This window comes from Acetivibrio sp. MSJd-27 (genome assembly GCF_018918095.1).
GTDB lineage: Bacteria > Bacillota > Clostridia > UMGS1840 > HGM11507 > HGM11507.
This window is the reverse complement of sequence record NZ_JAHLPV010000005.1, coordinates 92,952-119,142: the sequence shown is the minus strand read 5'-3', so window position 1 is coordinate 119,142 and position 26,191 is coordinate 92,952. Positions and strand designations below refer to the sequence as shown.

General features: G+C 44.4%; 38 protein-coding genes and 1 pseudogene. 2 read left to right on the top strand and 37 right to left on the bottom strand.

Annotated features, from left to right (window positions below; translation table 11 throughout):
• The first annotated feature begins 760 nt into the window (after window positions 1-760).
• Window positions 761-1,950 (top strand): annotated as a pseudogene (locus KQI32_RS03420) (IS256 family transposase).
• A gap of 232 nt (window positions 1,951-2,182) precedes the next feature.
• Here the strand turns inward: KQI32_RS03420 and KQI32_RS03415 are convergent.
• The 35 genes from KQI32_RS03415 to rpsJ form a co-directional block, all read right to left on the bottom strand.
• A complete protein-coding gene (locus KQI32_RS03415) occupies window positions 2,183-4,273 on the bottom strand; it encodes a polyribonucleotide nucleotidyltransferase (RefSeq protein ID WP_216423962.1) in 2,091 nt (696 codons plus the stop codon).
• Window positions 4,274-4,439: 166 nt separating this feature from the next.
• On the bottom strand, window positions 4,440-4,703 hold the full coding sequence (gene rpsO / locus KQI32_RS03410; protein WP_216423961.1) for a 30S ribosomal protein S15: 264 nt from the start codon (window positions 4,701-4,703) through the stop codon (window positions 4,440-4,442).
• A gap of 347 nt (window positions 4,704-5,050) precedes the next feature.
• Complete coding sequence (gene rpmE, locus KQI32_RS03405; RefSeq protein ID WP_216423960.1) at window positions 5,051-5,260, bottom strand: 50S ribosomal protein L31; 210 nt, start codon at window positions 5,258-5,260, stop codon at window positions 5,051-5,053.
• Window positions 5,261-5,295: 35 nt separating this feature from the next.
• Window positions 5,296-5,640 (bottom strand): 50S ribosomal protein L17, encoded by a 345-nt coding sequence (rplQ, locus tag KQI32_RS03400; protein WP_216423959.1) that lies wholly within the window; start codon window positions 5,638-5,640, stop codon window positions 5,296-5,298.
• A gap of 17 nt (window positions 5,641-5,657) precedes the next feature.
• Complete coding sequence (locus KQI32_RS03395; protein ID WP_216423958.1) at window positions 5,658-6,605, bottom strand: DNA-directed RNA polymerase subunit alpha; 948 nt, start codon at window positions 6,603-6,605, stop codon at window positions 5,658-5,660.
• Window positions 6,606-6,708: 103 nt separating this feature from the next.
• Window positions 6,709-7,338 (bottom strand): 30S ribosomal protein S4, encoded by a 630-nt coding sequence (rpsD, locus tag KQI32_RS03390; RefSeq protein ID WP_216423957.1) that lies wholly within the window; start codon window positions 7,336-7,338, stop codon window positions 6,709-6,711.
• A 22-nt stretch (window positions 7,339-7,360) separates the two neighbouring features.
• Complete coding sequence (rpsK, locus tag KQI32_RS03385) at window positions 7,361-7,759, bottom strand: 30S ribosomal protein S11 (protein WP_216423965.1); 399 nt, start codon at window positions 7,757-7,759, stop codon at window positions 7,361-7,363.
• A 13-nt stretch (window positions 7,760-7,772) separates the two neighbouring features.
• Window positions 7,773-8,141, bottom strand: a complete 369-nt coding sequence (gene rpsM, locus KQI32_RS03380) for a 30S ribosomal protein S13 (protein ID WP_216423956.1) — start codon at window positions 8,139-8,141, stop codon at window positions 7,773-7,775.
• 122 nt (window positions 8,142-8,263) lie between these two features.
• Window positions 8,264-8,377: a 50S ribosomal protein L36 gene (rpmJ, locus tag KQI32_RS03375; RefSeq protein WP_007062395.1), complete on the bottom strand. Its 114-nt coding sequence runs from the start codon at window positions 8,375-8,377 to the stop codon at window positions 8,264-8,266.
• Between the two features lie 41 nt (window positions 8,378-8,418).
• The gene (infA, locus tag KQI32_RS03370; RefSeq protein WP_216423955.1) at window positions 8,419-8,637 is read right to left on the bottom strand and encodes a translation initiation factor IF-1; all 219 of its coding nucleotides are present in this window, start codon (window positions 8,635-8,637) and stop codon (window positions 8,419-8,421) included.
• 10 nt (window positions 8,638-8,647) lie between these two features.
• Window positions 8,648-8,929, bottom strand: a complete 282-nt coding sequence (locus KQI32_RS03365; protein ID WP_216423954.1) for an RNA-binding protein — start codon at window positions 8,927-8,929, stop codon at window positions 8,648-8,650.
• A gap of 17 nt (window positions 8,930-8,946) precedes the next feature.
• Window positions 8,947-9,702: a type I methionyl aminopeptidase gene (map, locus tag KQI32_RS03360; RefSeq protein ID WP_216423953.1), complete on the bottom strand. Its 756-nt coding sequence runs from the start codon at window positions 9,700-9,702 to the stop codon at window positions 8,947-8,949.
• A 1-nt stretch (window position 9,703) separates the two neighbouring features.
• Entirely contained in the window at window positions 9,704-10,339 is a 636-nt protein-coding gene (locus tag KQI32_RS03355) for an adenylate kinase (RefSeq protein ID WP_177690124.1), read from the bottom strand.
• A 22-nt stretch (window positions 10,340-10,361) separates the two neighbouring features.
• Window positions 10,362-11,633: a preprotein translocase subunit SecY gene (gene secY / locus KQI32_RS03350; protein WP_177690121.1), complete on the bottom strand. Its 1,272-nt coding sequence runs from the start codon at window positions 11,631-11,633 to the stop codon at window positions 10,362-10,364.
• Window positions 11,634-12,074, bottom strand: coding sequence for a 50S ribosomal protein L15 (gene rplO / locus KQI32_RS03345; protein ID WP_177690119.1), 441 nt, complete (start codon window positions 12,072-12,074; stop codon window positions 11,634-11,636).
• Window positions 12,075-12,090: 16 nt separating this feature from the next.
• Window positions 12,091-12,258: a 50S ribosomal protein L30 gene (gene rpmD / locus KQI32_RS03340; protein ID WP_308167033.1), complete on the bottom strand. Its 168-nt coding sequence runs from the start codon at window positions 12,256-12,258 to the stop codon at window positions 12,091-12,093.
• A gap of 27 nt (window positions 12,259-12,285) precedes the next feature.
• Window positions 12,286-12,792 (bottom strand): 30S ribosomal protein S5, encoded by a 507-nt coding sequence (gene rpsE / locus KQI32_RS03335; protein WP_177690115.1) that lies wholly within the window; start codon window positions 12,790-12,792, stop codon window positions 12,286-12,288.
• Between the two features lie 18 nt (window positions 12,793-12,810).
• The gene (rplR, locus tag KQI32_RS03330) at window positions 12,811-13,170 is read right to left on the bottom strand and encodes a 50S ribosomal protein L18 (protein ID WP_216423952.1); all 360 of its coding nucleotides are present in this window, start codon (window positions 13,168-13,170) and stop codon (window positions 12,811-12,813) included.
• 24 nt (window positions 13,171-13,194) lie between these two features.
• On the bottom strand, window positions 13,195-13,737 hold the full coding sequence (rplF, locus tag KQI32_RS03325) for a 50S ribosomal protein L6 (RefSeq protein WP_177690110.1): 543 nt from the start codon (window positions 13,735-13,737) through the stop codon (window positions 13,195-13,197).
• Window positions 13,738-13,759: 22 nt separating this feature from the next.
• Entirely contained in the window at window positions 13,760-14,158 is a 399-nt protein-coding gene (rpsH, locus tag KQI32_RS03320; protein ID WP_177690108.1) for a 30S ribosomal protein S8, read from the bottom strand.
• Window positions 14,159-14,188: 30 nt separating this feature from the next.
• Window positions 14,189-14,374 (bottom strand): type Z 30S ribosomal protein S14, encoded by a 186-nt coding sequence (locus KQI32_RS03315; RefSeq protein ID WP_177690106.1) that lies wholly within the window; start codon window positions 14,372-14,374, stop codon window positions 14,189-14,191.
• A gap of 21 nt (window positions 14,375-14,395) precedes the next feature.
• Window positions 14,396-14,938 carry a 50S ribosomal protein L5 gene (gene rplE / locus KQI32_RS03310; RefSeq protein ID WP_177690104.1) on the bottom strand — a complete coding sequence of 181 codons (543 nt, stop codon included), beginning with the start codon at window positions 14,936-14,938 and terminating at the stop codon, window positions 14,396-14,398.
• 20 nt (window positions 14,939-14,958) lie between these two features.
• A complete protein-coding gene (gene rplX / locus KQI32_RS03305) occupies window positions 14,959-15,279 on the bottom strand; it encodes a 50S ribosomal protein L24 (RefSeq protein WP_177690128.1) in 321 nt (106 codons plus the stop codon).
• Window positions 15,280-15,296: 17 nt separating this feature from the next.
• Window positions 15,297-15,665, bottom strand: a complete 369-nt coding sequence (gene rplN, locus KQI32_RS03300) for a 50S ribosomal protein L14 (RefSeq protein WP_177690102.1) — start codon at window positions 15,663-15,665, stop codon at window positions 15,297-15,299.
• A 30-nt stretch (window positions 15,666-15,695) separates the two neighbouring features.
• Window positions 15,696-15,956 (bottom strand): 30S ribosomal protein S17, encoded by a 261-nt coding sequence (gene rpsQ / locus KQI32_RS03295; RefSeq protein ID WP_216423951.1) that lies wholly within the window; start codon window positions 15,954-15,956, stop codon window positions 15,696-15,698.
• A gap of 18 nt (window positions 15,957-15,974) precedes the next feature.
• Window positions 15,975-16,175: a 50S ribosomal protein L29 gene (gene rpmC / locus KQI32_RS03290; RefSeq protein WP_177690098.1), complete on the bottom strand. Its 201-nt coding sequence runs from the start codon at window positions 16,173-16,175 to the stop codon at window positions 15,975-15,977.
• Window positions 16,165-16,602 (bottom strand): 50S ribosomal protein L16, encoded by a 438-nt coding sequence (gene rplP / locus KQI32_RS03285; RefSeq protein WP_177690096.1) that lies wholly within the window; start codon window positions 16,600-16,602, stop codon window positions 16,165-16,167. The genes rpmC and rplP overlap by 11 nt, the downstream gene beginning before the upstream one ends.
• 2 nt (window positions 16,603-16,604) lie before the next feature.
• Window positions 16,605-17,273 (bottom strand): 30S ribosomal protein S3, encoded by a 669-nt coding sequence (rpsC, locus tag KQI32_RS03280; RefSeq protein ID WP_177690094.1) that lies wholly within the window; start codon window positions 17,271-17,273, stop codon window positions 16,605-16,607.
• Between the two features lie 15 nt (window positions 17,274-17,288).
• The gene (rplV, locus tag KQI32_RS03275; RefSeq protein ID WP_177690092.1) at window positions 17,289-17,624 is read right to left on the bottom strand and encodes a 50S ribosomal protein L22; all 336 of its coding nucleotides are present in this window, start codon (window positions 17,622-17,624) and stop codon (window positions 17,289-17,291) included.
• 34 nt (window positions 17,625-17,658) lie between these two features.
• Complete coding sequence (rpsS, locus tag KQI32_RS03270) at window positions 17,659-17,934, bottom strand: 30S ribosomal protein S19 (RefSeq protein ID WP_177690090.1); 276 nt, start codon at window positions 17,932-17,934, stop codon at window positions 17,659-17,661.
• Between the two features lie 18 nt (window positions 17,935-17,952).
• Window positions 17,953-18,786, bottom strand: coding sequence for a 50S ribosomal protein L2 (gene rplB, locus KQI32_RS03265; protein WP_216423950.1), 834 nt, complete (start codon window positions 18,784-18,786; stop codon window positions 17,953-17,955).
• A gap of 41 nt (window positions 18,787-18,827) precedes the next feature.
• The gene (gene rplW, locus KQI32_RS03260; RefSeq protein WP_177690086.1) at window positions 18,828-19,121 is read right to left on the bottom strand and encodes a 50S ribosomal protein L23; all 294 of its coding nucleotides are present in this window, start codon (window positions 19,119-19,121) and stop codon (window positions 18,828-18,830) included.
• Window positions 19,121-19,744: a 50S ribosomal protein L4 gene (gene rplD, locus KQI32_RS03255; protein ID WP_216423949.1), complete on the bottom strand. Its 624-nt coding sequence runs from the start codon at window positions 19,742-19,744 to the stop codon at window positions 19,121-19,123. Before rplD ends, rplW begins: the two co-directional genes overlap by 1 nt.
• Window positions 19,745-19,774: 30 nt before the next feature.
• Window positions 19,775-20,404, bottom strand: a complete 630-nt coding sequence (gene rplC, locus KQI32_RS03250) for a 50S ribosomal protein L3 (RefSeq protein WP_216423948.1) — start codon at window positions 20,402-20,404, stop codon at window positions 19,775-19,777.
• Window positions 20,405-20,516: 112 nt separating this feature from the next.
• Complete coding sequence (gene rpsJ / locus KQI32_RS03245) at window positions 20,517-20,831, bottom strand: 30S ribosomal protein S10 (RefSeq protein WP_216423947.1); 315 nt, start codon at window positions 20,829-20,831, stop codon at window positions 20,517-20,519.
• A 511-nt stretch (window positions 20,832-21,342) separates the two neighbouring features.
• On the opposite strand from rpsJ, the gene KQI32_RS03240 reads away from it, so the two are divergent.
• The gene (locus tag KQI32_RS03240) at window positions 21,343-22,305 is read left to right on the top strand and encodes an RluA family pseudouridine synthase (RefSeq protein WP_216423946.1); all 963 of its coding nucleotides are present in this window, start codon (window positions 21,343-21,345) and stop codon (window positions 22,303-22,305) included.
• Window positions 22,306-22,708: 403 nt separating this feature from the next.
• On the opposite strand, the gene KQI32_RS03235 is transcribed toward KQI32_RS03240, so the two are convergent.
• Window positions 22,709-24,691: a hypothetical protein gene (locus tag KQI32_RS03235; RefSeq protein ID WP_216423945.1), complete on the bottom strand. Its 1,983-nt coding sequence runs from the start codon at window positions 24,689-24,691 to the stop codon at window positions 22,709-22,711.
• A 235-nt stretch (window positions 24,692-24,926) separates the two neighbouring features.
• On the bottom strand, window positions 24,927-26,189 hold the full coding sequence (locus KQI32_RS03230) for an S-layer homology domain-containing protein (protein WP_216423944.1): 1,263 nt from the start codon (window positions 26,187-26,189) through the stop codon (window positions 24,927-24,929).
• Window positions 26,190-26,191 lie beyond the last annotated feature (2 nt).

The following is a 26,191-nucleotide window of genomic DNA, read 5'->3' as shown; positions in this document are numbered from 1 at the left end:
CGTTTTTCTTTTCTGCGCTCCCTTTTTAACAGATTGTGCACAGGTCGATCTCCTGTTAGTCCTAATACCTTTTCTATTTCTTTATGTGTCATCCCTTGGTTGAGCATTTCTTTAATTTGAGGCAATAGTTCTAATGTGTGTTGATATTTTCTCGACATAACATTAACCCCCTACTGTAGTATTATCCTACAATAGGGGGCTTTTGTCTATTGTCCGTTTTTACTGGACTTGTTCACTTCACGGGGGGGATTTCATTTTCGGGCAAAGCCCTAACCATTACTAGAAACGCACAAGTGCGTTTTTTATTGGCCTGCCAGCCATGCATTTATTACTTGCTACCCATAAATGGGTAATTCTGGTGAACTCTTTATTAAAATTTTTCATTTCGACAGCTCCCTTGTGTAAAGGGAGCTGTCGAACACAGTGAGACTGAGGGGTTGTTGCACTATTTTTTACTATTTTGAAACATATTTTTGAAATCACAACCCCTCCGAGTTTGCTTCGCAAACCCACCTCCCCTTGCACAGGGGAGGCTTTGTTCACAAACAAGTTCTGCTAATTTTTTATTTCTCTTTAAAACTAACCTTCTAAATACTTGATAAGGTAGAATAAGTTGCGCAAATTAAAAAATCCCAAAAAAGGGACATAGTTTTGTGATATGCACCCCAAAAGTTAGACACTTTTGGAGGTGCATATCATTTGCAGCGCTCTGTTAGAATGAAAGTAACCACACACCCATTCTGAAAGGAGCACGCAAACTATGTCTGAGAAAATTGTACAGCTAAACGAGGAAGTAATCAAGGGGCAGATCAAGGAATTAGTTCGAGGCAGCGTCGAGGAAACACTCAACGGGCTTCTGGAGGTCGAGGCGGCGCAGCTGACTCAAGCGGCTCGATACGAGCGCAACGAGTCTCGACAGGGCTACCGCAGCGGGCACTACAACAGGAAGCTAACCACGACCTCCGGCGACGTCACGCTGAATGTGCCTCGCCTGAAGGGTGTGCCCTTCGAGACTGCAATCATCGAGCGCTATCGTCGCCGCGAGAGCAGCGTGGAAGAGGCTCTCATCGAGATGTATCTTGCGGTGTCTCTGTGCGTCGTGTTGAGGACATCACCGAGGCGTTGTGGGGGACAAAGGTGTCGCCCTCAACGATTAGTGAGCTGAACAAGAAAGCCTACGTTCACATTGAGGACTGGCGCAACCGTCCGCTGCACGGTGGGAAATATCCCTATGTCTATGTGGATGGCATCTATCTCAAGCGCAATTGGGGCGGAGAGTACGAAAATGTAGCAATTCTGGTGGCAATTGCGGTAAATGAGGACGGTTACCGTGAGGTTTTGGGTGCAGTCGAGGGGATGAAAGAGGACAAAGCAAGCTGGGTAAACTTCTTCCAGTGGCTCAAGGGCAGAGGCCTGGATGGTGTCAAGCTCATCGTAGGCGACAAGTGCCTGGGCATGCTGGAGGCGGTCGGCGAAGTGTTTCCTGAAGCAAAATATCAGCGCTGCACGGTGCATTTCTACCGCAATGTGTTCTCGGTTGTTCCTCGTTCCAAGATGAAGCTTGTTGCGAAAATGCTCAAGGCGATCCACGCTCAGGAGAGCAAGAAAGCCGCCCGGGAGAAAGCGAAAGCAGTAGTCGCGGAGCTTCATGCGATGAAGCTGAAGGAGGCTGCAAAGAAGGTCGAGGACGGCATCGAGGAGACACTGACCTACGCAGATTTCCCATCCGAACACTGGACACGCATCCGCACGAATAACGTGATCGAGCGGCTCAATCGTGAGATTCGCCGGCGCACTCGCGTCGTGGGCTGTTTCCCGGACGGGAACTCAGCCCTCATGCTGGTCTGTGCCCGACTACGCCATGTCGCCGGCACTCAATGGGGCAACAAAAAGTACATGAACATGAAGCATTTGGAGGCAACCTTCGAGGATGTCTCTGTTGCCGGTTGACTTCATTCACCGGAGCCTGCAAACTATTTTGCGCATAATTCTTGACACTATCAAATACTTTTTAGGCTTCTTTCTGTTCATCGCTTAAGCTCTTTTAAACCACGCGACTATCGCGTGGTTTTCGTTATACAAAAAGACGAGCTATCAGGCGACAGCTCGTCTTTTCTTTATGATATTTTTTGTTCAAGCGATATTTCTACGCATTCATCTATTGATAGCATTTTTGAAAAACTTATTTTTCTTCCGCCTCTTTTAAAGCTGCTTTTCTAGAGAGATTTACTCTTCCCTGCTTATCTATTTCCGTACATTTTACAAGGATTTCATCCCCGATGTTCACAACATCTTCAACCTTTTCCACTCTTTTTAAATCCAGCTGTGAGATATGAACAAGTCCTTCTTTTCCCGGAAGAACTTCCACAAATGCTCCGAACGGCATAATACGTTTTACCGTACCAATATAGGTTTCGCCCGGTTCAACTTCCTTTACAATGCCATCAATAATCTTCATCGCCTTTTTGCAGGCTTCGGTATCCGCCGCGGCAATAAAGATTCTTCCATCATCCTCTATATCAATTTTCGTACCGGTATCTGCAACAATTTTCTGAATGACCTTACCGCCAGATCCGATAACCTCACGGATTTTTTCCGGATCAATCGTCATTTGCATGATTTTTGGTGCATATTTGGAAAGATGATCCCGATATGCTGGAATACATTTCAGCATGACTTCATCTAAAATGTAATATCTTGCGTCTCTGGTACGGATCAAAGCCTGCTCTATAATATCTCTGGTCAGTCCGTCCACTTTTAAGTCCATCTGGATGGCTGTGATACCTTTATGGGTACCGGCAACTTTGAAATCCATATCCCCAAAAAAGTCTTCCAATCCCTGAATATCCACCATGGTTGCCCATCTGTCTTCATCGGTGATCAAACCGCAGGAAATACCTGCAACTGGTGCTTTGATTGGCACGCCGGCATCCATCAGTGCCAATGTACTTCCGCAGATACTTCCCTGAGAGGTAGAACCGTTGGAACTCAACACCTCGGATACCACACGGATAGCATAGGGAAATTCATCCTCGCTTGGAATGACCGGTTCCAAAGCGCGCTCTGCCAGTGCTCCATGACCGATCTCACGCCGTCCGGGTCCTCTGGATGGACGGGTTTCCCCAACGGAATAGGAGGGAAAGTTATAGTGATGCATATAACGTTTCGATTCTTCCTCGTCTAAGCCGTCCAGCTTCTGTTCGTCATTGAGAACACTCAAGGTTGCGACTGAAAGTACCTGTGTCTGACCGCGGGTAAACAGTCCGGAACCATGAGGTCTGGGAAGCAGTCCAACCTCCGCCGCCAGCGGACGAATTTCCAGCATTCCTCTGCCGTCCACACGTTTTCCTTCGTCAATCAGCCATTTGCGGACAATCTTTTTCTGCAGCTGGTACAGGCAGTCAGCAACCTCGGCTTCTCTTTCCGCATATTCTTCGCCAAAGCTTTCCATGATCTCTTCCTGAATTGCCGCAATTCGGTCTTCCCGTTCCTGCTTATCCTTGGTTACAACAGCAACTTCAACTTTTTCCTGTGCAAATTCCTTCACTTTTTCAAACAGGTCGGAATCCACAACGCAGGAGGTATATTCAATCTTCTTCTTACCGATTTCATCGACAATGCTCTGGATAAACGCAACAATTTTTTTGTTTTCCTCATGACCAAACATGATGGCTTCCAGCATGTCCTCTTCCGCAACTTCCTTTGCGCCCGCCTCAATCATAACCACTTTTTCAGCAGAGCTAGCCACAGTCAAATTCATAAGCGACTTTTCACGCTGCTCGGCTGTGGGGTTGATCACATATTTGCCATCAACCATGCCGACGCTGACGCCGCTGATCGGACCATTGAAAGGAATATCAGAAATAGAGACTGCAATGGATGCTCCAATCATTGCCGCAATCTCAGGTGAATTATCCTGTTCCACCGAGAGCACGGTAAGTACCAGCGTAACGTCATTTCTCAAATCCTTTGGGAAGAGAGGACGCATCGGACGATCAATCATACGGGAAGTTAAGATAGCCTTATCTGCAGGCTTCCCTTCCCTTTTCATAAAGCTGCCGGGTATTTTCCCAACAGCGTATAATTTTTCTTCGTAATCAACGCTTAAAGGGAAAAAGTCAATCCCATCCCTGGGTTTCGCTGACATCGTCACATTGGCCATAACAACGGTGTCACCATAGCGTACCAAACAGGAACCATTGGATAGCTGGCACATCTTTCCTGTTTCTACTACAAGCGGTCTGCCTGCAATTGTGGTTTCAAAAGTTCTCATAAATTTCCTCCTTGTGGGAACGCTATGGCCTTAGCACTTAGATTTTTGCTCTTCCGGTTCAAAAAGCAAAAATCTAACTGCTAATAACCAATACCGCACCCTCATTTCATTTTTTAGTTTATATGTGGCATAAGCGGAGACAAATAGTCTCCGCTTACAGCACAAATTATTTTCTCAAGCCTAATTTAGCAATGATTTCCCTATATCTGTTGATATCTTTTTTCATCAGATAGTTGAGCAAACCTTTTCTCTGACCAACCATCATAAGAAGTCCTCTTCTGGAATGATGATCTTTTTTGTGCACTTTCAAGTGCTCGGTGAGATGATTGATTCTCTCCGTCAGGATAGCAACCTGAACTTCAGGGGATCCTGTATCAGAGTCATGCAGTTTGTACTTTGCAATAATCTCTTGCTTCTGTTCTTTTAACATAAGTTACCTCCATTTTAATGATCCGACAACCAAGTATAAGGCCTGAGGTATGCCATATGGAAAACGGCTTTGCCCTTAAACTTAGAATGCGGACTTTGTTAACCTTATCTAGTTTATCACAATGTTTTCCTTTTGTAAAGAGATAATTTTGATTTTCTGCCAATGTTCCGGCGGAATCCGCAAAAACCGCCGATGCTTATGATTCCCTGCACGGCCTCTTTTTATCAAAAACACTGCAAGTATCCTGCCTTAAGAGCAGTGGCATGAAATCTATTTCTGCAAAAAGCCGAAACAATTTATAAAACTGCTTCGGCTTTTTATTATCGGACAATTTGTCCGGACAAATCTTATTTTTTGTTCTGAAGATTATATCTCTTTTTGAACTTATCAACCCGTCCGCCGGAATCGACCAGCTTCTGTTTTCCAGTGAAGAACGGATGGCATTTTGCACAGATTTCTACGTGAACATCTTCCTTGGTGGAACCTGTTTCGTACTCAGCGCCGCATGCACAAATAATCTTTGTCTGTTTGTAATCCGGATGAATTCCTTCTTTCATGCTAATTCACCTCTTCTTTCATACATAGGAACGGTTTAGTCAACCAGTTCCAAAATTGCCATTTCTGCAGAGTCCCCTTTTCTCGGGCCTGCTTTCACGATTCTGGTGTAACCACCGTTTCTATCAGCATATTTCGGAGCGATTTCATTAAATAATTTTGTCACAACGTCTTCCTTGGTCACAAAAGACAACGCCTGTCTTCTCGTGTGAAGTGTATTCTTCTTGCCAAGGGTGATCATCTTCTCAGCCAGAGCTCTTGTCTCTTTCGCACGGGTTACTGTGGTTGTGATTTTACCATTTTCCAGGAAAGAGGTTACAAGATTCTTAAGCATTGCCATTCTCTGATCGGTAGGACGTCCCAGTTTTCTTGTACCTGGCATCTACATTACCTCCTTTTCTATTCTTCTTCGCTTGCTAAATACAGGTTGAGGGCTTCCAGCTTGTGGATGACTTCCTCTAAAGACTTTCTTCCAAGGTTTCTGACTTTCATCATATCCTCGACCGTCTTCTTTGTCAAATCGTCCACGGTATTGATGCCGGCCCGTTTCAGGCAATTGTAGGAACGAACAGAAAGATCCAACTCCTCGATGGTCATCTCCAGAACTTTCTCTTTTTTGTTCTCTTCCTTTTCTACCATGATTTCTGTATTCTTCGCTTCATCAGAAAGGTCAATGAATAAATCAAGATGTTCCTTCATGATTTTTGCAGCCCAGCTCACTGCCTCATCCGGTTTTAAGACGCCGTTTGTCCAAACTTCGATAATCAGTTTGTCATGGTCTGTCTGGGTCCCGACCCTTGTGTTTTCAATCACACAATTAACCTTTCTTACTGGTGTGTATATGGAATCGACAGGGATATGCCCGATCGGCATATTGGGGATTTTGTTTTTCTCAGAGGAAACATAGCCCCGTCCCTTGTTCATATTAATCTCCATATAGAGTTTCGCATCTACGTTCAAAGTAGCAATATGAAGATCTGGATTCAGAATTTCCACATCCGCATCCGTGCGGATATCTCCGGCTTTAACCTCGCATTCTCCCTCTGCCTCGATGTATCCGACTTTAGGCCCGTCACCGTACAGCTTGGGTGCGATATTTTTGATGTTCAGGATAATCTCCGTCACATCCTCTTTCACGCCGGGTATGGTTGAAAATTCGTGCATCACGCCGTCCATTTTCACACTGGTGACAGCGGCGCCCGGAAGAGAAGAAAGAAGAATTCTTCTTAAACTGTTTCCCAGAGTCGTGCCATAGCCCCGTTCCAATGGAGAAATGATAAATTTCGCATAGGTTTTATCTTCCGAAAACGCAGCGCATTCTATTTTTGGCTTTTCCATTTCTATCATATCATACCCTCCTTAAAGGACACCGGATACCCCGGTGCATGAATGGTTTTTCATACAGCCATATAAAGCTGTATGCCGGATAAAATACCGAAAGGTATTTAAATTATTTAGAATAGTACTCAACGATAAGATGCTCTTCAATATCCAGATCAATCTCATCCCTGTTTGCCAGTCGGGTTACCGTGGCTGTCAGGGTATTCTTATCCAGGCTTAACCATTCCGGGATATGTTTCCCGTCTGTGAAATCCAAAACAGCTTTGATTTTTTCGCTGCCTTTGCTTGCTTCCTTGATTGCGATTACATCATCGGGTTTTACCAGATAAGAAGGGATATCAACCCTTTTACCATTAACGGTAAAATGACCGTGACGAACCAGCTGGCGTGCTTCCGGTCTGGAAGACGCAAATCCCAGTCTGTAGATAACACTGTCCAGACGGCTTTCACAGATCTGAAGCAGGTTTTCACCGGTGATCCCCTCTTTTTTGGAAACCGCCATCTCAAAATATTTTTCGAACTGGCTTTCCAACAAGCCGTAAGTTCTTCTTGCTTTCTGTTTTTCTCTCAGCTGCAGGCCGTACTCGGACATTTTCTTCCGGCTCTGGCCATGCTGGCCGGGAGCATAAGCGCGGCGCTGTACTGCACATTTGTCAGTAAAGCATCTCTGGCCTTTTAAGAAAAGCTTTTGCCCTTCTCTGCGGCACAATCTGCATACTGCACCAGTATATCTTGCCATTTAATATCACACCTCCGTTTAATTACACTCTTCTTCTTTTTGGCGGTCTGCAACCGTTATGCGGAATAGGGCTGACGTCTTTGATCATCGTAACCTCTAAACCAGCTGTCTGCAAAGCTCTGATAGCGGCTTCCCTACCGGAACCAGGACCTTTCACATAGACCTCAACGGTCTTTAAACCATGTTCCATCGCAGCTTTTGCAGCCGTTTCAGCAGCCATCTGTGCAGCAAACGGCGTGTTCTTTCTAGAACCTCTAAAACCAAGTCCGCCGGCACTTGCCCAAGACAACGCATTTCCCTGGACGTCCGTCAGCGTCACGATCGTGTTGTTAAACGAAGAACGGATATGAGCCGCACCGCGTTCAATATTTTTACGCTCTTTTTTTCTGCGTGTTACTTTTCTTGCAGTTTTAGCCAAGATCTATCCCTCCCTCTTATTTCTTCTTGTTCGCAATGGTTCTCTTCGGACCTTTTCTTGTCCGAGCGTTTGTTTTGCTTCTCTGACCGCGAACAGGGAGGCCTTTTTTATGCCTTGACCCTCTGTAACAGCCAATTTCCATGAGCCGCTTAATATCTAATGCAATATCTCTTCTTAAGTCCCCTTCAACAGTATAGGTACCATCGATGTTCGCTCTTAATTTGGAAATATCATCATCACTTAAGTCTTTTACTCTTGTATCCGGATTGACACCGGTTTCTTTCAAGATTTTGTTCGCAGTCGTTCTGCCGATACCGAAAATGTATGTCAAACCAATTTCAACACGCTTTTCTCTTGGCAGGTCGACACCAGCTATTCTAGCCATCTAGTGATTACACCTCCTGAATTTCATCGAATTCTTTCTAAAAAATATTTATGTTAATTCTTATGAAGGGTACAAAACAAGTTTGCACAGCCGCACCTTTTAAGAATTGAACGCTGTTGGTTTTAACCCTGTTTCTGTTTGTGCTTCGGGTTTTCGCAGATAACCATAACGCGGCCTTTGCGTTTGATAATCTTGCATTTTTCGCACATTGGTTTTACTGATGGTCTTACTTTCATAAGATTACTACCTCCTTAAATGGGAATGAACTCGCATTTTGCTATTTCGCCCGCCAGGTGATCCGGCCTTTTGTCAGGTCGTAAGGAGAAACCTCAACAGTCACCCTGTCACCCTGCAAGATTTTAATATAGTTCATCCGTAACTTACCTGATATATGAGCCAAAATTTTATGTCCGTTTTCCAGTTCAACCATGAACATCGCATTCGGCAACGCATCGATCACAGTGCCTTCCAACTCCAAAACATCTTCTTTAGCCATTAAAACCCTCCTAACTGGAAATACCCAAATCATCTAGTGCCGATTTGAGCGCTTTGCGCACATCAGCGTTATTGATTTTTTTGCATTCTGCAAATTTTTCTTTGATCCTGTCAAGTGAATAATCCAACAATTTTACATGCTTAATCTTTTTCTTTTTCGGTTTGTCAACCGGCCTCATCTTTCCATCACAGAGCAGCACGTATTGACTGTCTATAACCGAAAGAACCATAAAATATTTCTCTTTATCCCGCCCTGCTGTGGAGCATACTAGATCCGCAGGATTGATATCCACAAAATCACCTCAAAGAATTATTCATCGGCTACCGTTAGGATCTCAGGTTCGCCGCCTGTGATCAGGATGGTGTTCTCGTAATGGGCGGATAAACTGCCGTCAAGGGTTTTTACCGTCCAATCGTCATCCATGACCCGAACTTCAAAATTGCCCGCGTTCACCATCGGTTCAATCGCCAAAGCCATTCCCGGAACCAGTCTGGGGCCCCTGCCTGGCCGGCCGAAATTGGGGACGGAGGGATCCTCGTGCATATGGGAACCGATACCGTGACCGACCAAATCCCGTACAATGGAATATCCCATTGACTCGATATAACTCTGTATCGCAGAAGAGATATCTCCGATTCGGTTGCCAGCCTTGGCATATTTCATTCCTTCATAGAAGCTCTGGCGGGTCGCCGCAACGAGTTTTTGTGCTTCTTCAGAAACCTGACCCACAAAGAAGGTCTTCGCACAGTCGCCGTGAAATCCGCCTTTATAGGCCCCCACGTCTATACTGATAATATCGCCGTCCTGAAGAACGGTCTTTTTGCTGGGAATGCCATGCACCACTTCATCATTTCTGGAAGCGCAGATGGATGCCGGAAATCCGTTATAATTCAGAAAGGAAGGTACCGCCCCTTGGGAACGGATATAGTCATAAGCAATTTTATCCAATTCCTTTGTTGTGATACCCGGCCTTACATGCTGTCCAACCAGGTTCAGCGCCTGCTTGGTAATCCTGCCGGCGATCCGCATAGCTGCAATATCATTCTGATTCTTTATCGTAATCATATTATTCTATCCCCAGCACGCGAAAGACTTCTTTCGTCGTTTCTGTTACTTCTTCCTGACCTTGTGCTACAACAAGCAGACCTTTTTTTCGATAGAAATCAATCAGCGGTTCCGTCGACTCGTGATAGACATTCAGGCGGTTTTGGATCGTTTCCGGTTTATCATCCTCCCGTACAGTCAAATCAGCGCCGCATTTGTCGCAGATATCTGCCTGCTTGGGCGGGTTATAGGACGTGTGGTAGGTTGCGCGGCAGGAAGAGCATTCTCTTCTGCCGGAAAGCCGCATTACAATCTTTTCATCCGCAACCTCAATGTCCAACACCTTATCAATGACAACGCCCATTTCATCCAAGGCTTCCGCCTGTTTTACCGTACGCGGAAATCCGTCTAATATAAAACCGTTCTGACAGTCATCCCGGCTTAAACGGTCCTTCATCAGTTCCACCATAAACTCATCCGGTACCAGATTGCCTGCTTTAATATAGCTGTCAGCCGTTTTTCCGAATTCAGTACCGTCAGCTATCTCTTTGCGCAGCACAGCGCCGGTCGAGATTGTAGGCACTTTTAAAGTGTCTGCCAGAATGGCGGCCTGGGTACCTTTTCCAGCACCCGGTGCACCTACAATAATCAATTTCATTTTTCATACCCTCATATCAAAATTAGTCCAGAAATCCTTTGTAATGACGCATCATCATTTGGGATTCCAGCTGTTTTACTGTCTCCAGTGCAACGCCAACCATAATCAGAACACTGGTACCGCCGAATGCGATGCCCGCCCCGACGCTGTTGGTTAAAAGCATCGGAAGAACTGCAACCAAAGCCAGGAAGACCGCCCCGACTAATGTGATTTTATTGAGTACGGAACGGATAAAGTCGGATGTGGGTTTTCCAGGCCGAATGCCCGGAATAAATCCGCCGTTCTTTTTCATGTTGTTTGCCATTTCAATCGGATTATACTGCATCTCCGTATAGAAATACGTGAAGAAGATAATCAAAATGAAATACAGTATCATATAAACCGGAGATCCCTGAGAGAAGACTTTCAAAAAGCCGCCCCAGAATCCGCCAGAGTTTGCGGTTACACCAACAAACTGTGCAATCGTCGCGGGAAAAGAAATGATAGATACGGCAAAGATAATGGGAAGAACACCCGCCATAGCCACTTTAATCGGGATATGGGTACTCTGCCCGCCGTACATTTTTCTTCCCACAACCCGTTTTGCATATTGCACCGGAATACGGCGCTCCGCATTGTTCATCAGAACAACCAGAGCGATAATTGCAAGTGCAAAAACGAGGATTAGAAGGGTGGTGAACCAGTTTAACACGCCGTTTTTATTGTATTGAACAAAAGCACTTATCATCTGCGGCAAACGGGATACGATACCGGCAAAAATCAAAAGAGAAATACCATTTCCGATCCCTTTTTCATTGATCTGTTCGCCCAGCCACATCAAAAATGCCGTACCTGCTGTAAACGTTAATGTTACAACGATGAATGCCAGCACGTCTCTTCTGGTAAACGCAGCACGCAGACCGAAGAATAAGCCGGTTGCCTGGATAAACGCAAGCACGATGGTCAGATATCTGGTCCACTGTGCAATTTTCTTTCTGCCCTCTTCTCCTTCCTTGGAAAGACGTTCCAAAGCTGGAATAGCGACAGTCAGAAGCTGCATAATGATCGATGAATTGACGTACGGGGTAATGCTCATCGCAAAAATCGTTGCATTGGAGAACGCACCACCGGAGAAGATATCCAGCATGCTGAACAGTGAGTTTCCGTCGCCGATCAATTGTTTTAACTGATCAGCACTGACGAAAGGCACCGGGATAAATGTTCCGAATCTGAATACTACCAAAAGCATCAGCGTGAACAGAAGTTTTTTTCTGATATCCGGGATTTTCCATGCATTTGCGAAAACCTTGAACATTTAAATCACCTCGTATTTTCCGCCTTTAGCAGTTATTTTTTCCTGAGCGGATTTGGAGAAACGTGCGGCTTTAACAACCACTTTCTTATCCAGATCACCTCTGCCCAGAACAACAATACCGTCATTGATTTTAGAGATAACACCGGTTTCCTTAAGCATTTCAGGTGTCACTACTGTATTGTCCTCGAATTTATTCAATTCTGATACATTGATTGCTGTAAATTTCTTTGCGAAAACATTATGAAAACCTCTTTTGGGAAGTCTTCTGTACAAAGGCATCTGACCGCCTTCAAAGCCCGGTCTCACACCGCCGCCTGAACGAGCCTTCTGACCTTTATGACCTCTTCCGGCAGTCTTTCCGTTTCCGGTGCCGTGCCCTCTTCCCTTTCTCTTCGGCTCTTTGGAAGAACCCGGAGCAGGAGATAGTTCATTCAATTTCATATGGCACACCTCCTCTTTATTCAGTCACGTCTACTAAATAAGAAACTTTTTTCACCATACCTCTGATGGCAGGGGTATCGGTAAGCTCAACGCAGTCTCTTATCTTTTTCAGACCAAGGGCCTTTACAGTGGCGATATGGTCTTGTTTTCTGCCGATAATGCTTTTGGTCAAAGTAATCTTTATCGTTTTGTTAGCCACGAAAAGTCCCTCCTATCCTAAAATTTCTTCTACAGTTTTGCCTCTTAATTTTGCAACGTCCTCTGCTTTTACCAAATTAGCAAGGCCGTTAATGGTAGCACTTACAACGTTTCTCGGGTTATTGGAACGAAGTGATTTCGTCCGGATGTCCCGAATACCTGCAAGCTCCAACACCGCACGGACAGGTCCGCCGGCAATAACGCCGGTACCTTCGGGAGCAGTCTTCAGAAGAACGCTTCCGGCACCGAATTTACCGATAATATCATGAGGGATTGACGTGCCTAAAATCGGGACAGTGATCATATTTTTCTTCGCATCTTCAATTCCTTTTCTGATCGCATCCGGTATTTCAGCAGCTTTCCCCATTCCGCAGCCTACATGGCCGTTTTCGTCACCGACAACAACCAAAGCGCTGAAACGGAATGTTCTACCACCTTTTACAACTTTTGCAACACGGTTCAAGCAAACTACTCTTTCTTTAATATCCAGTGTGCTTGCATCTATTCTTTCAACACTCACGTGGTCTTACCTCCTTTATTAGAATACTAAGCCACCTTCACGTGCACCATCTGCAAGTGAAGCAACTCTGCCGTGGTATACATACCCGCCTCTGTCAAATACAACGTTTGTGATGCCCTTTTCCGCTGCTTTTTTTGCAACAAGCTTGCCGACTTCGTTCGCGGCTTCTTTATTGCCGCCGTTTTTCAGGTCTTTTAACTCCAATGTGGAAGCGGCAACCAGGGTTACACCTTTGACATCGTCAATGATCTGAGCATATATATTGTTAAGACTTCTGTACACATTCAGTCTCGGCCTTTCGGCAGTACCGCTGATATGTTTCCGAACAGATTTATGTCTTTTATGTCTAGCGATTTCACTACTGGGTTTCTTAATCATTCAATATCGCTCCTTTCTTAAGGCTTATTTACCGCCAGTCTTGCCTTCTTTTCTCTTAATAAATTCATCAACATACTTGATGCCTTTGCCTTTATACGGTTCCGGCGGTCTCTTTTCCCTGATGATTGCAGCGTACTGACCCACAGCCTGTTTGTCAATCCCGCTGACAATAATTTTATTCGGCTGGGGAACATCGGTGGTAATTCCATCGATATCTTCCATTTCAACCGGATGAGAATAGCCAAGAGTTAAAACAAGTTTTTTTCCTTGTTTTGCAGCTCTGTAACCTACACCGTTGATTTCAAGTTCTTTGGTATAGCCTTCAGTTACACCAGTAACCATATTAGCAACTAAAGTTCTTGTCAAACCGTGCAGCGCTCTGTTTGTTTTGTTGTCATTCGGCCTTGTCACAACGATTTCGCTGTTTTCCAAAGCAATAGACATATTCTTATCAAAAGCCTGTTCCAAAGTTCCTTTCGGACCTTTCACCGTCACATGGTTGTCAGGAGTGATCTTGACGTCCACACCGGCCGGAACAGCGATTGGCATTCTACCTATTCTTGACACTAATAGTCACCTCCTAATATGATTACCAGACGTATGCTAAAACTTCGCCGCCAACATTTTCACTGCGGGCTTTTTTGTCTGTCATAACACCCTTAGATGTAGATATGATCGCGACACCTAAACCTCTTAAAACTTTTGGCAACTCTTCCTTCGAAGCATATACCCTAAGGCCCGGTTTTGAAATTCTTTTGATTCCGCTGATGACTCTCTGTTTGTTTTCCGCATATTTCAAAGTCACACGGATGATGCCCTGTTTTCCGTCATCGATGATTTGATAATTCTTTATATAACCCTCGCCCAATAAAATTTCAGCAATCGCCTTTTTCATATTGGAAGCGGGGATGTCAACTGACTCATGTCTTGCTGTGTTCGCGTTTCTGATTCTTGTCAGCATATCAGCGATAGGATCTGTAATTTGCATGTGTCATGCCTCCTTCCTTATAACCCAGCTTTACCAGCTTGCTTTTTTAACGCCCGGAATCTGTCCCTTGTACGCCAATTCTCTGAAGCAAATTCTGCAGATACCGTATTTTCTTAAATATCCGTGAGGACGGCCGCAGATTTTACATCTGTTGTAAGCTCTTGTCTTATATTTCGGTGTTCTCTGCTGTTTGATCACCATTGCTTTTTTAGCCACTTGTTAGGAACCTCCTTCCAACTACGCGCGAGCATACGGAGCGCCCATCAGGGTCAGCAGCTCTTTTGCTTCTTCGTCTGTTTTCGCGGTAGTAACGAATATAACGTCCATACCTCTGATCTTTTCAATTTTATCATACTCAATTTCAGGGAAGATCAGCTGTTCTTTGATACCGAGCGCATAGTTGCCCCTGCCGTCGAAAGAGTTGGGGTTGATACCTCTGAAGTCTCTTACTCTGGGCAGTGCGATGTTGAACAATCTGTCCATAAATTCATACATCTTGTCGCTTCTTAAAGTAACTTTGCAGCCTAATTTCATACCTTCTCTGACTTTGAAGTTTGAAACGGATTTTTTTGCCACGGTGATAAGCGGTTTCTGACCGGTTATCATCGCCAGTTCACTGACTGCAGCATCCAATAATTTGGAGTTGTCTTTGGAATCGCCTGCGCCGATGTTTACCACGATCTTCTCCAATTTTGGAATCTGCATCACATTTTTATATCCAAATTTTTTCATCATTGCCGGTGCAACTTCATTTTTATAGTATTCCTGTAATCTGGACATGGAAAAACCTCCCTTCCCTATTAGTCGATCTCTTCGTTACATTTTTTGCAGAATCTTACCTTGTCGCCGTTTTCCAGTACTCTTTTTCCGACTCTCGCCGGTTTTCCGCACTTACTGCAAAGGTACATTACCTTGGAAGCGTACATCGGAGTTTCCTGCTTCAAAATTCCGCCGGTATCGCCCTGTTTTCTCGGCTTGGTATGCTTGGTCGCAATGTTAATGCCCTCCACAATGATTTTCCCCTGTTTCGGCATAACAACCAGTACTTTACCCTTTTTTCCTTTATCTTTGCCGGAAATGACCATAACCTGGTCGCCTTTTTTAACCTGTACTTTTTTCATCATCTCTTCGCCACCTCCTACAGAACTTCAGGTGCAAGAGAAAGGATTTTCATGTACTCTTTGTCACGAAGCTCCCTTGCAACAGGCCCAAAAATACGGGTTCCTCTCGGATTCTTGTCATCACGAATCAGAACCGCTGCATTTTCATCAAATTTTATATAGGAACCGTCAGCTCTGCGAACGCCCTTCTGGCTTCTGACGATAACTGCTTTAACGACTTCACCTTTTTTAACAACACCGCCTGGCGTTGCTTTTTTTACGGTAGCAACTACAACATCGCCCACATTGGCATATCTTCTTTTGGAACCGCCCATGACGCGGATACAAAGAAGCTCTTTTGCGCCGGTGTTGTCAGCAACCTTCATTCTGGTTTCTTGCTGTATCATGGTTATCCTCCTTTTCAGTTAGGATTTTTATTATTTCGCTTTTTCAACGATTGAGACAAGTCTCCATCTCTTATCCTTGGACAAAGGACGGGTTTCCATCACCCTTACTCTGTCACCGATGCGGCATTCGTTGTTCTCATCATGCGCCTTCAGTTTATATGTCCTTTTGATAACCTTGTTATACAAAGGATGCTTTACGCTGTCAATAATAGCAACGACGATCGTTTTGTCCATCTTGTCACTTACAACTTGGCCGACTCTGGTCTTTCTGAAATTTCTTTCTTCTGACATTTCAAAACCTCCTTACTATTAATTAGCGTTTTTGATTTCCCTCTCGCGAAGGACTGTTTTGATTCTGGCGATTGTTTTCTTAACTTCCTGGATTCTCATTGGATTGTCAAGTTGGTTGATTTCGTGCTGAAATCTTAAATTTAATAATTCTGCTTTCAATTCGGCCAGCTTTTGAACCAGTTCATTGTCAGCCATCTCTACGATATTATTAATTTTCATTGACGTCACCACCCTTGTCTTCTTCGCGGGCTACGATTTTGCATTTGACCGGAAGCTTATGGGAAGCCAGCCTTAACGCCTCTCTTGCCACCTCTTCGCTCACACCGGCAATTTCAAACATCACTCTGCCCGGTTTTACAACTGCAACCCAGTATTCCGGAGAACCTTTACCGCTACCCATTCGGGTTTCAGCCGGTTTCTCAGTCACCGGTTTGTCTGGGAAAATTTTAATCCAAACCTGACCGCCCCTCTTAATGTAACGGGTCATAGCGATACGGGCAGCTTCAATCTGGTTGGAAGTGATCCAGCAGGGGTCAGTAGCGACCAAGCCGAAATCACCGTATGTTACTTTGTTACCTCTGGTAGCAACGCCTTTCATTCTGCCTCTGTGGACTCTGCGGCGTTTTACTCTCTTTGGCATCAACATAATTATTTTCCTCCTTCCGCTGCTTTTTTCACTCTTTTGTTTTCAGGAAGAACTTCACCTTTATAGATCCAAACTTTTACACCGATTTTACCATATGTGGTATTTGCTTCCCAGAAGCCATAGTCGATATCAGCTCTCAAAGTCTGCAGGGGAATGGTCCCTTCGTGATAATGCTCGGTTCTCGCAATTTCAGCACCGCCCAGACGGCCGGATACAGAAGTCTTGATACCCTTTGCGCCCAGTCTCATGGTTCTCTGCATTGCCTGTTTCATCGCGCGGCGGAAAGAAATTCTCTTTTCCAGCTGTGCAGCAATGTTTTCAGCAACCAACTGTGCGGACATATCGGGCTGTTTGACTTCCACGATGTTAATGAAAACATCTTTGCCAAGCCTTGCCTGCATGTCTTTTTTTAGCTTATCAATTTCAACGCCGCCTCTTCCAATGATGATACCGGGTTTGCCAGCATGCAGCGTGATGATCGTTCTGTTTGCTTTCTTTTCTATTTCAATTCTGGCAATCCCAGCATTGAATAATTTCTTTTTCAGGTATTTTCTGATATTATAGTCTTCCACCAGGCTGTCTCCAAATGTGTGATCCGGAGCATACCATCTGGAATCCCAATCTTTAATCACACCGACTCTTAAGCCGTGCGGATTCACTTTTTGACCCATAGCTTTCCCTCCTTACTACTCTTTTTCGCCGACAACAACCGTAATGTGGCTGGTTCTCTTGTTGATTCTGTTCGCTCTGCCCTGTGCCCTAGGCTGGATCCTCTTCAAAATCGGGCCGGGATTTGCATAGATTTCCTTTACATATAATGTATCGGCTGTCATGCTGTGATTGTTTTCCGCATTCGCGATTGCGGAGCACAGCAGTTTATCAACAATCGGGGAAGCTGCTTTCGGTGTGTTTCTCAGGATACCGATTGCTTCTCCGACCGGTTTGTTTCTGATAAGATCGATAACAATTTTGACCTTACGGGGAGATATTCTAGCATAACGAAGTATAGCTTTCGCTTCCATTCAATGATCCTCCTCTCTTCGGGATACTTCTTTTCTATTTTACACCTGATTTATTTCCGGCATGTCCTCTGTATGTCCTTGTTGGCGCAAACTCACCGAGTTTATGCCCAACCATGTCTTCTGTCACATACACCGGGACATGTTTTCTTCCGTCATGAACCGCAATGGTATGACCAACGAATTCTGGGAAGATTGTGGAAGCCCTAGACCAGGTCTTTAATACTCTCTTTTCCCCTTTTTCGTTCATCTCTTCGATTCTTTTATATAACTTCGCTTCTACGAAAGGGCCTTTTTTCAGAGATCTACTCATTGATTTGCCTCCTCTCTATTATTTGCTGTTTCTTGCTTTCACAATATATTTGCTGCTCTGTTTGTTTTTCTTTCTGGTCTTATAACCAAGAGCAGGTTTACCCCAAGGAGTAACCGGAGAAGGCCGGCCGATGGGAGATTTACCTTCACCACCACCGTGCGGATGGTCACAGGGATTCATAACAACACCACGTACGGTAGGTTTGATACCCATATGACGTTTTCTTCCGGCTTTACCAATGGTTACATTCTCATGATCGATGTTGCCGACCTGACCAATCGTTGCTTTGCAGACGGTCAGAATCATTCTCACCTCGCCGGAAGGAAGTCTTACCTGCGCATACTTTCCTTCTTTCGCCATCAGCTGCGCGCTGTTTCCCGCAGAACGAACCAACTGGCCGCCTTTACCAGGTGCAAGCTCAATATTGTGAATAACTGTACCTACGGGAATCGCAGAAATCGGAAGGGTGTTACCCGGTTTGATATCTGCTGCTGGACTGGAAATTACTGTGTCTCCAACCTTCAGGCCAACCGGTGCCAGAATGTATCTCTTCTCGCCGTCCTGATATTCAACCAATGCGATATGAGCGCTTCTGTTCGGATCGTATTCCAGTGTTTTTACCGTTGCAGGCATATCCACTTTATCTCTTTTAAAATCGATAATTCTATATTTTCTCTTGTTGCCGCCGCCTCTGTGACGAACAGTAATTCTGCCGTAGCTGTTTCTGCCGGCGTTTTTCTTTAAATTCGTCGTGAGTGATTTCTCTGGCTTAACATTGGACAACTCGGAAAAATCCGTGACCGTCATAAATCTTCTGGACGGCGTTGTCGGACGATAACTTTTTATAGCCATTAACATTCATCTCCTTATTCTAAAACTTACGAAACTGCCGCTTACGCCATGCTCTCAAAGAATTCAATCGGCTTGGATTCTTCTTTTAAAGTAACGACAGCTTTTTTGTAGTCGGGACGTCTTCCAGTATGCACGCCGACTCTTTTTTCTTTGCCGTGGATTCTTAGGGTGTTAACGCTTTTTACTTTTACGCCGAACACTTCCTCCACTGCGTTTTTGATTTCAAATTTATTTGCGCTGAGGGCAACCTCAAAGGTATATTTTTTATCAGCGATTCCCTGCATACTCTTTTCCGAAATAATAGGTCTTCTGATAATGTCGTGTGCGTATTTCATTATGCGTACACCTCCTCGAGTTTCTTAACCGCATCCGCAGTGATTACGCATTTGTCATGTTTCATAATCTCATAGGTGTTCAAAGTCGTAACCAATGTGGTTGCAACACCCGGAATATTGTTCGCGCTCTTGACAACTTTCTCGTCTTTTTCGCTTAAAACAACCAGGGTTTTGCCATCGCAGTTTAAGCTTTTGAGCATCTTGACGATCTCTTTGGTTTTGTATGCGTCCATAGAAATCTTATCTAAAACAATCAGATTTTCTTCATTTACTTTGGAAGTCAATACAGATTTCAGAGCCAACTGTCTTGTCTTCTTGTTCAAAGAATAGCGATAGCTTCTGGGTTTGGGCCCGAGAGCAATACCGCCGCCTGCCCATTGAGGTGAACGGATAGAACCTTGTCTTGCACGGCCTGTGCCTTTCTGTCTCCACGGTTTGATACCGCCGCCGCTTACTTCCGCTCTTGTCTTCGTGCTCTGTGTTCCTTGTCTTACATTTGCCAAATGATTCACAACAACTGCATGTAACGCATTCTGATTCACTTCTACAGCAAAAATGCCGTCATTCAGTTCAATGTCACCAACTTGTGAACCTTCCATATTATATAAAGCCACTTTCGGCATGGTGTTTCCTCCTTTCTACTCCATATCGGATTAAGCTTTCACCGAATTTTTTATCATTAAAATGCCGCCCTTAGGTCCCGGTACGGCGCCTTTGACGAGCAACAGATTTTTGTCGGCAATCACTTTCACAACGTCAAGGTTCTGAACAGTCACTTTATTGCTGCCCATATGGCCGGGAAGTGCCTTGCCTTTGTAAACACGGGAAGGACTGGAGCATGCGCCCATGGAACCCGGACCTCTGTGATAACCGGAACCGTGCGTCATCGGGCCTCTGTGCGTGCCGTCCTTCTTAATGGTTCCAGCGTATCCTTTACCTTTGGATGTGCCGGTCACATCAATCTTGTCGCCTTCGTTAAAGATATCCGCTTTGATTTCATCGCCAACGTTGTAATTTTCAATGCTGTCCAAACGCATTTCTTTTACGTTTTTTTTCAGCGCAACGTTCGCTTTATCAAAATGACCTTTAGACGGTTTGTTAGAATGTTTCTCTTTTAATTCCCCGAATCCAACCTGGATTGCTTCGTATCCATCGTTCTCTGCCGTTTTCTTCTGTACAACAACACAGGGTCCGGCTTCCACAACAGTTACGGGGATGAATTTGCCTGACTCGTCGAAAATCTGAGTCATGCCGAGCTTTTTGCCCATAATTGCTTTTTCCATATTCTTTTTTACCTCCTATGGTTATTGGTTGGCACTGCCAACATTACCTTGGTGCCTTCTGAAAATTTAAGGCATCGGATTCTTTCAGCCAGGCGGCTGAATCATTTTCACCTTACAGTTTGATGTCGATCTCAACACCTGCAGGCAAGTCCAGCTTCATCAGAGCGTCTACCGTTTTGCTGGTAGGGCTTAAAATGTCGATCAATCTTTTGTGCGTTCTCATCTCGAATTGTTCACGGGAATCTTTGTTGATGTGAACAGACCTTAAGATAGTCACGATTTCCTTTTTGGTCGGTAGTGGTATCGGACCGGATACTTTTGCACCGGTTCTCTTCGCTGTTTCGACAATTTTTTCAGCGGACTGGTCCAGAATCATGTAATCGTATGCTTTCAGCCTGATTCTGATTTTCTCTTTTACTGCTGCCATTTGTTTCGCCTCCTTAAGTTTTGATAGGCGCGACAATTTTAAAAACCAAACACTATGCCGGGTGTTTCGTATCCACTTCAAATAAAAACCCGAAGTTTCGCATGCAACCCGGGATATTCACCAAAAGCGCGCAGAATGTGCCCAGAAAGGCCACGCCTGATGTTCGACATATTGTATTGGTGCCTGTCGCCCGGTTTTATAATCGGACATACTCCGCGGAAACACCACCCTGCCGCATTCGGCAGACTGCAACCTCCCGCATCATCGCATATATTCATACTCGATTATTTTACCGTATTTTCCGCATCATTGCAAGTTTTTCAGCGTTTTTTTTGGCCTCAAAAGCATTTTCAGCACTTTGCACAAAAAATAAATTTATTCTTATGCTTATTATGTAGCTTTTATCCATTACTCCATTTTCTTCTGTCTATTAAATCCTGCTATTTTCATTGCTTTTTTGCTATTTTTTCTTTATAATAGACTTATCAAACAGAAAAGGATCCCGAAATGAATGAAAGAGATAACCATCAATCGAAATGACTCCCAACAAAGGGTAGACAAGTTTTTATCGAAATATTTGAGAACAATGCCCTTCCCTCTGATTTATAAATACATTCGCAAAAAGCGAATCAAAGTAAACGGAAAGAAAACGGAAATCGCCTACCGTCTGCAGGAGGGAGATTTGGTTCAGCTCTATATCAACGATGATTTTTTTGAATCCGCCGAAGATGAGAATGCATATCTCAAAATCAAACCGAATCTTCATATTTTATATGAAGACGAAAACATTCTGCTGGTTGATAAACGCCAAGGCATGATTGTTCACAGCGATGACAAGGAATCTTTTAATACGCTTATCAACCATATCCTGTCCTATTTGTATCAAAAAGGAGAATATAACCCCCAGGCAGAACATGCCTTCCGCCCTTCCCTCTGCAACCGAATTGACCGGAATACCGGCGGCATTGTAATCGCTGCGAAAAATGCGGAAACGCTGAAAATTATAAATGAAAAAATCAAGAACAATGAAATCGACAAATATTATTTATGTATTGCATTAGGGCAAATGCAAGATAAAAAAGGAATATTAAAAGGATATCTGAAAAAGAACAGCGATAAAAATATGGTCACTATATCGAAAACACCGCAAAGAGGCAGCAAAACGATTCTGACCGAATACCGGGTTCTTGATATAAAAGAAAACCTTTCCTTAGTGGAGGTTCATTTAATCACGGGCCGAACACATCAAATACGAGCCCACTTTGCCAGCATTGGACATCCTCTCTTAGGGGACACAAAATATGCCAAATTGGCACAAATGCCATTCAAGACAAAATATCAATATCTTTATTCTTATAAATTGAAATTTTCTTTTCGGGAATCCACCGGAATTCTAGATTATTTAAACGGAATGGAATTCCATATCGATCATGTTCCCTTTTATGAAAACTGGAAAACCGGAAAACCGTTATAACTGTGGACAAGATGTCCCCCGCCTCTTAAGGCGGCGGGTTCCATATCCGTGATCAGCGGGAGTGCAATCTCCCGCTGATCGCGGCACTGCTATGCAATGCCCTTGTCCTCGTTGAATGACGGGGCAAGCCCTTATTGAACAAGATGAAATCACTTTTGCAACAAAATGTTGCAAAAGCTGCCTTACAGGCGTTTCAACCTCGCGAAGCGGAGGATATATATGCCCGCCGTTTGCTTCGATAATGCGGTACCCTCCATCGAAAGAGGTGAGGGACATCTTAGCGAGGTTATAGGAAATTTGAAACACTTTTGCTATGCAAAAGAATAATGCAAATTGAAATGATAAGAATCATAGGAAAAGAGCACGGCGCATTAAAATGCCGTGCTCTTTTTGTCGTATCATTCTATTGTAAAGCGATGGTTTTTATCTCTCCGTAAAGAATCGCTTCGGTTCCATCTTCCTTTTCGTAAATCACATAGGTCCTTGTATAGTAAGTGGTATTCAGCAGAAGATCACCTTTGATCTCTATCCCGTAATGGCCGTTGGCGCTGAGCGCCTTTTCTGCCTTCAGCTTATAACAGTTCTCTTTTCCAATCTGAGGATCCGTACTGTCGGTTGCGGAATAAATGATGCCGTATTCCTTCACGGTTGTCTTGCTTCCCTCTGCAACCGTTCCGAAGGTGACACTGTTCGTCTTATCATCGGGAACATAGGTTTTGTCAAAGGTATGAATCGCCGGCGGTGTCTCTGAAAGTTCTGCAAAGGTCACCTCCACGGTGGTATCCGCGTCAACCGTCACGGAGAAGCTCTCCTTGATCGGCTGTTCTACACTGTTAACTGTGATTTTGCTGATTTTCCATCCGTCCTCCGGCGTTGCTGTGATGGTCTGCGTACTGCCCTTAATTACTTCCGTTGTGCCGACAGGAGACACCGTACCGTTTCCTGTGCTGGTTACTGTCAGATTCGCCTTATCTGCAAATTCTACAATAACATTATAGGTACTCAATGCATTCGTTCCGCCATAAGTCAAAGAAACCGTTCTTTTTGTCTCACCTTCACCAGGTACTATAAAGCTCTTTTTAAACACATAGCCTCGTCTGTATTTATGGTAATATAAGGTTTGCTTTTCATCGTAATCCGCTGTTTTTAAAGTATAAGGCGTTGTTCCGTCCTCTTTTTTCAGCATTTCCCAATCCGTCAAACCAGGAAGATACTGTGGGTCTCCAACCCAATCACCTGCACCGTACAGGATATATACATTTGCACTTTTATTGATGTCAAAGGTAATCCAGCCCTCGCTCTTATCCTGGGCATATCCATCAGGCATGACAGCGTTATGGAACGCCGTCTGGATATAATAGCAGTTATCGGAGTCAAACATCAAACCGTCCATATCCTCCCAGAGTATGGGGTAATCCGACCAACGCTTGGTCCCCACGCCAAATCCACTGATTAAGTTAGGTTGGCTTGAATCCTCTGTCTTAATGTTGGAAACCTTCGGTTCCAAAGACATTTGAATCAAACGCAAGGTATAAATTCTTGTATTGTCGCCTTTTGTTACTGTAATAGTTGCATCGCCCGGCAAGCTTGCAGGCTTTTTAACAATTACCTGTGCAGAGCTATCTGCCGGAGTCCCTGTTATTTCAGTCTCCAGAGAAGCAACTTCCACATCACTGTACTCTGTAGTCCCGGGCGCAAAGCCTGCCAGTGTGCTGCCGCCGACTGTAATACCAGAAAGGTCGCAGGAGGTATCTCTCCACTGAATTGCAAAACTATAGACAACACCGTTTTCTGTCCCCAAAGTTTGCGCATCAATTGTTATAGGATTTTCTACTGATGCTTCAATATCCTTTTTCAGCATAAACAGCCTGGTTTTTGTCCAGGAAGTACTTCCGCCGTTGCTGTTCAGCGTCCATTCCTTTGGATTGCCGGTGTCCTGCTCCTTTATCCAGCTCCATCCATTGCTAAGCCAGCTATTGACAAAATTCTGCATAGATGTGCCCGCATAGGTTCCGGTTGTCAGATAATACACAGTTGCCGGTGCTTTCAAAGTGAATTTCAGCCAGGAGCCTCCGTTGTTTGTCCGATATGTCGTGCTCGCTCCGCTTTTGTCACAATTAGTCTGAATGTAGGTAGAACCTATCAGTTCGGATGGCGCTGTATCAATATCAAAATTTGTTGTCTGATCCGTATAACGCTGTGTTGTGGCAGTCATATTTTCAATAATGTTACAGGAAAACGGTTCCGCTTCATAATCTCCGCCATAGTAATCAATTGTAAGTTTGTCTGATAATGATTCCGGAACTGTCGTGGCTGCAATCGCTGTCAATCCAAAAGTTGTCAGCAAAAAAGATATGCTTAAAAACAGTGCTAAAACTTTTTTCATACAAAACCTTCTTTCCGGCTCATTTTCTGAGCCATATATTTTTGGTATTCCATGATCCAAGCTGCCGCTTCTCCTGTCTATTTCAGGCGGTTTCATTTTCTTTTTATTTTGTTTTCCGCCTTCCACCCGGAACAGAAAGAGAGTGTGGATGAAAATCACTCCCGTCATTCGTTATCAAAAAATTACGGAGGCATATGCCTCCGTAATTTTCTTTCTGTTGTATGAATCTAAAATGTCAATCAATCTTGGAGAGCATCGCACAGACTTCCGCTCTGGATGCATTGTCATAGGGACGGAAACTGCCATCCGTATAGCCATTGATTACTCCAGCCTTTTGCAGTGTTTCCACCGCATTTGAAGCATAAGGCGCAATCGAAGAACTATCTTCGAAATCAATTTTGTCATTTACCTCGTTCAAAGTCATTTCCTTTGCAGAAAGCGCTCTGTCCAGCATGACCGCCATATCCTGACGACTAATGTTTTCACCGATTCCAAACTGATCCTCCGAAATTCCTTTGATGATACCATTTGCTACGGCAGTATTGATATAGTATGCATACCATTCACTGGTGTCTACATCAGAGAAAGACGCTTCGGATTCCGATGGTACAAAATCAAAGAAATTAACCAAAACTTTCACAAACTCTTCTCTGGTTATCTGATTATCCGGATAGAAATTGCCATCCTCATAACCTTTCACAACATCTTTTGCCGCCATCTTTTCTACGGCATCATATGCCCAATGGCTTGGCATCACATCTTCAAAGGTGCTTGTAACCGGATCTGGAGAAACCGGCTCATCTTTTCCCGGTGAAACAAAATTTCCGCCATTGCCGGAACCGCTTCCAGAGCCGCCTCCACCGTTGCCGCTGTCAGCCTTGGAGGCTGTCACAGTATATTGGCTTTCCGTGCCGTCATCCGCTATGACCGTATAGATAACTGGATTTGTAAAATTGTTTCTTGTCGTACCGCTTACCTGTTTTACTCCATTGACGTATGCAGCAGCTCCATCCGCCAATGTAAATGTTGCAATCAAGCCTGTCACATTTGTAAATTCGGGACCGGTAATTCGATTGCCGCTGACCGTACAATTTTTCCCGTTCAACTGGAAGGATTTTATCCTGGAATCCCCATTGGGCTCAAACGTAAATCTGGTTTGCGCCTTTTCGTCCAGCATGTTGCTGGTGGCTTCCATCTCGAATGTTCCTCTATTTGCTCCGATCGGGAAAGAAAAATGATAGTTTCCGTCTTTATCTGTTTTGGTTTCACCAATATAAATATGTTCATTTGGTGCTGCTGTGTCAATTGCAATACCCGCTTTCGCTACCCGAAGGACAACATAAGTTCCCTCCGGCACTGCCGCAGTTCCCGTCACTGTCACTTTTCCCGTCTCGACAATTGGCTGGTTAATCGAAATACCGGTCCCCGCCGCAAAAACTGTGCCGCAGAACAGAAGAGCGAAGCACAGAAAAGCGCTTAAACATCTTTTTATTTTCATGA

What these genes read in the sequence shown, in the direction of transcription:
- KQI32_RS03415 (WP_216423962.1), bottom strand. Translation starts at nt 4,273, where the DNA reads ATGAGAACTTTTGAAACCACAATTGCAGGCAGACCGCTTGTAGTAGAA.
- rpsO (WP_216423961.1), bottom strand. Translation starts at nt 4,703, where the DNA reads ATGTTAAAAGAACAGAAGCAAGAGATTATTGCAAAGTACAAACTGCAT.
- rpmE (WP_216423960.1), bottom strand. Translation starts at nt 5,260, where the DNA reads ATGAAAGAAGGAATTCATCCGGATTACAAACAGACAAAGATTATTTGT.
- rplQ (WP_216423959.1), bottom strand. Translation starts at nt 5,640, where the DNA reads ATGCCAGGTACAAGAAAACTGGGACGTCCTACCGATCAGAGAATGGCA.
- KQI32_RS03395 (WP_216423958.1), bottom strand. Translation starts at nt 6,605, where the DNA reads ATGATAGAAATGGAAAAGCCAAAAATAGAATGCGCTGCGTTTTCGGAA.
- rpsD (WP_216423957.1), bottom strand. Translation starts at nt 7,338, where the DNA reads ATGGCAAGATATACTGGTGCAGTATGCAGATTGTGCCGCAGAGAAGGG.
- rpsM (WP_216423956.1), bottom strand. Translation starts at nt 8,141, where the DNA reads ATGGCTAGAATAGCTGGTGTCGACCTGCCAAGAGAAAAGCGTGTTGAA.
- rpmJ (WP_007062395.1), bottom strand. Translation starts at nt 8,377, where the DNA reads ATGAAAGTAAGACCATCAGTAAAACCAATGTGCGAAAAATGCAAGATT.
- infA (WP_216423955.1), bottom strand. Translation starts at nt 8,637, where the DNA reads ATGGCTAAAGAAGATGTTTTGGAGTTGGAAGGCACTGTGATCGATGCG.
- map (WP_216423953.1), bottom strand. Translation starts at nt 9,702, where the DNA reads ATGATTACGATAAAGAATCAGAATGATATTGCAGCTATGCGGATCGCC.
- KQI32_RS03355 (WP_177690124.1), bottom strand. Translation starts at nt 10,339, where the DNA reads ATGAAATTGATTATTGTAGGTGCACCGGGTGCTGGAAAAGGTACCCAG.
- secY (WP_177690121.1), bottom strand. Translation starts at nt 11,633, where the DNA reads ATGTTCAAGGTTTTCGCAAATGCATGGAAAATCCCGGATATCAGAAAA.
- rplO (WP_177690119.1), bottom strand. Translation starts at nt 12,074, where the DNA reads ATGAAATTGAATGAACTATCTCCTGCTCCGGGTTCTTCCAAAGAGCCG.
- rplR (WP_216423952.1), bottom strand. Translation starts at nt 13,170, where the DNA reads ATGATTAAGAAACCCAGTAGTGAAATCGCTAGACATAAAAGACATAAA.
- rpsH (WP_177690108.1), bottom strand. Translation starts at nt 14,158, where the DNA reads ATGCAAATTACAGATCCTATCGCTGATATGCTGACAAGAATCAGAAAC.
- rplE (WP_177690104.1), bottom strand. Translation starts at nt 14,938, where the DNA reads ATGTCCAGATTACAGGAATACTATAAAAATGAAGTTGCACCGGCAATG.
- rplX (WP_177690128.1), bottom strand. Translation starts at nt 15,279, where the DNA reads ATGAAAAAAGTACAGGTTAAAAAAGGCGACCAGGTTATGGTCATTTCC.
- rplN (WP_177690102.1), bottom strand. Translation starts at nt 15,665, where the DNA reads ATGATACAGCAAGAAACCAGAATGAAGGTTGCTGACAACACCGGCGCA.
- rpsQ (WP_216423951.1), bottom strand. Translation starts at nt 15,956, where the DNA reads ATGTCAGAAGAAAGAAATTTCAGAAAGACCAGAGTCGGCCAAGTTGTA.
- rpmC (WP_177690098.1), bottom strand. Translation starts at nt 16,175, where the DNA reads ATGAAAATTAATAATATCGTAGAGATGGCTGACAATGAACTGGTTCAA.
- rplP (WP_177690096.1), bottom strand. Translation starts at nt 16,602, where the DNA reads ATGTTGATGCCAAAGAGAGTAAAACGCCGCAGAGTCCACAGAGGCAGA.
- rpsC (WP_177690094.1), bottom strand. Translation starts at nt 17,273, where the DNA reads ATGGGTCAAAAAGTGAATCCGCACGGCTTAAGAGTCGGTGTGATTAAA.
- rplV (WP_177690092.1), bottom strand. Translation starts at nt 17,624, where the DNA reads ATGGAAGCGAAAGCTATACTTCGTTATGCTAGAATATCTCCCCGTAAG.
- rpsS (WP_177690090.1), bottom strand. Translation starts at nt 17,934, where the DNA reads ATGAGTAGATCTCTGAAAAAAGGCCCTTTCGTAGAAGCGAAGTTATAT.
- rplB (WP_216423950.1), bottom strand. Translation starts at nt 18,786, where the DNA reads ATGGCTATAAAAAGTTATCGTCCGACAACGCCGTCCAGAAGATTTATG.
- rplW (WP_177690086.1), bottom strand. Translation starts at nt 19,121, where the DNA reads ATGAAATACGCACACGACATTATCAGAAGACCTATTATTTCGGAAAAG.
- rplD (WP_216423949.1), bottom strand. Translation starts at nt 19,744, where the DNA reads ATGCCGAAAGTGGCTTTATATAATATGGAAGGTTCACAAGTTGGTGAC.
- rplC (WP_216423948.1), bottom strand. Translation starts at nt 20,404, where the DNA reads ATGGAAAAAGCAATTATGGGCAAAAAGCTCGGCATGACTCAGATTTTC.
- rpsJ (WP_216423947.1), bottom strand. Translation starts at nt 20,831, where the DNA reads ATGGCAGCAGTAAAAGAGAAAATCAGAATCAGGCTGAAAGCATACGAT.
- KQI32_RS03240 (WP_216423946.1), top strand. Translation starts at nt 21,343, where the DNA reads ATGAAAGAGATAACCATCAATCGAAATGACTCCCAACAAAGGGTAGAC.
- KQI32_RS03235 (WP_216423945.1), bottom strand. Translation starts at nt 24,691, where the DNA reads ATGAAAAAAGTTTTAGCACTGTTTTTAAGCATATCTTTTTTGCTGACA.
- KQI32_RS03230 (WP_216423944.1), bottom strand. Translation starts at nt 26,189, where the DNA reads ATGAAAATAAAAAGATGTTTAAGCGCTTTTCTGTGCTTCGCTCTTCTG.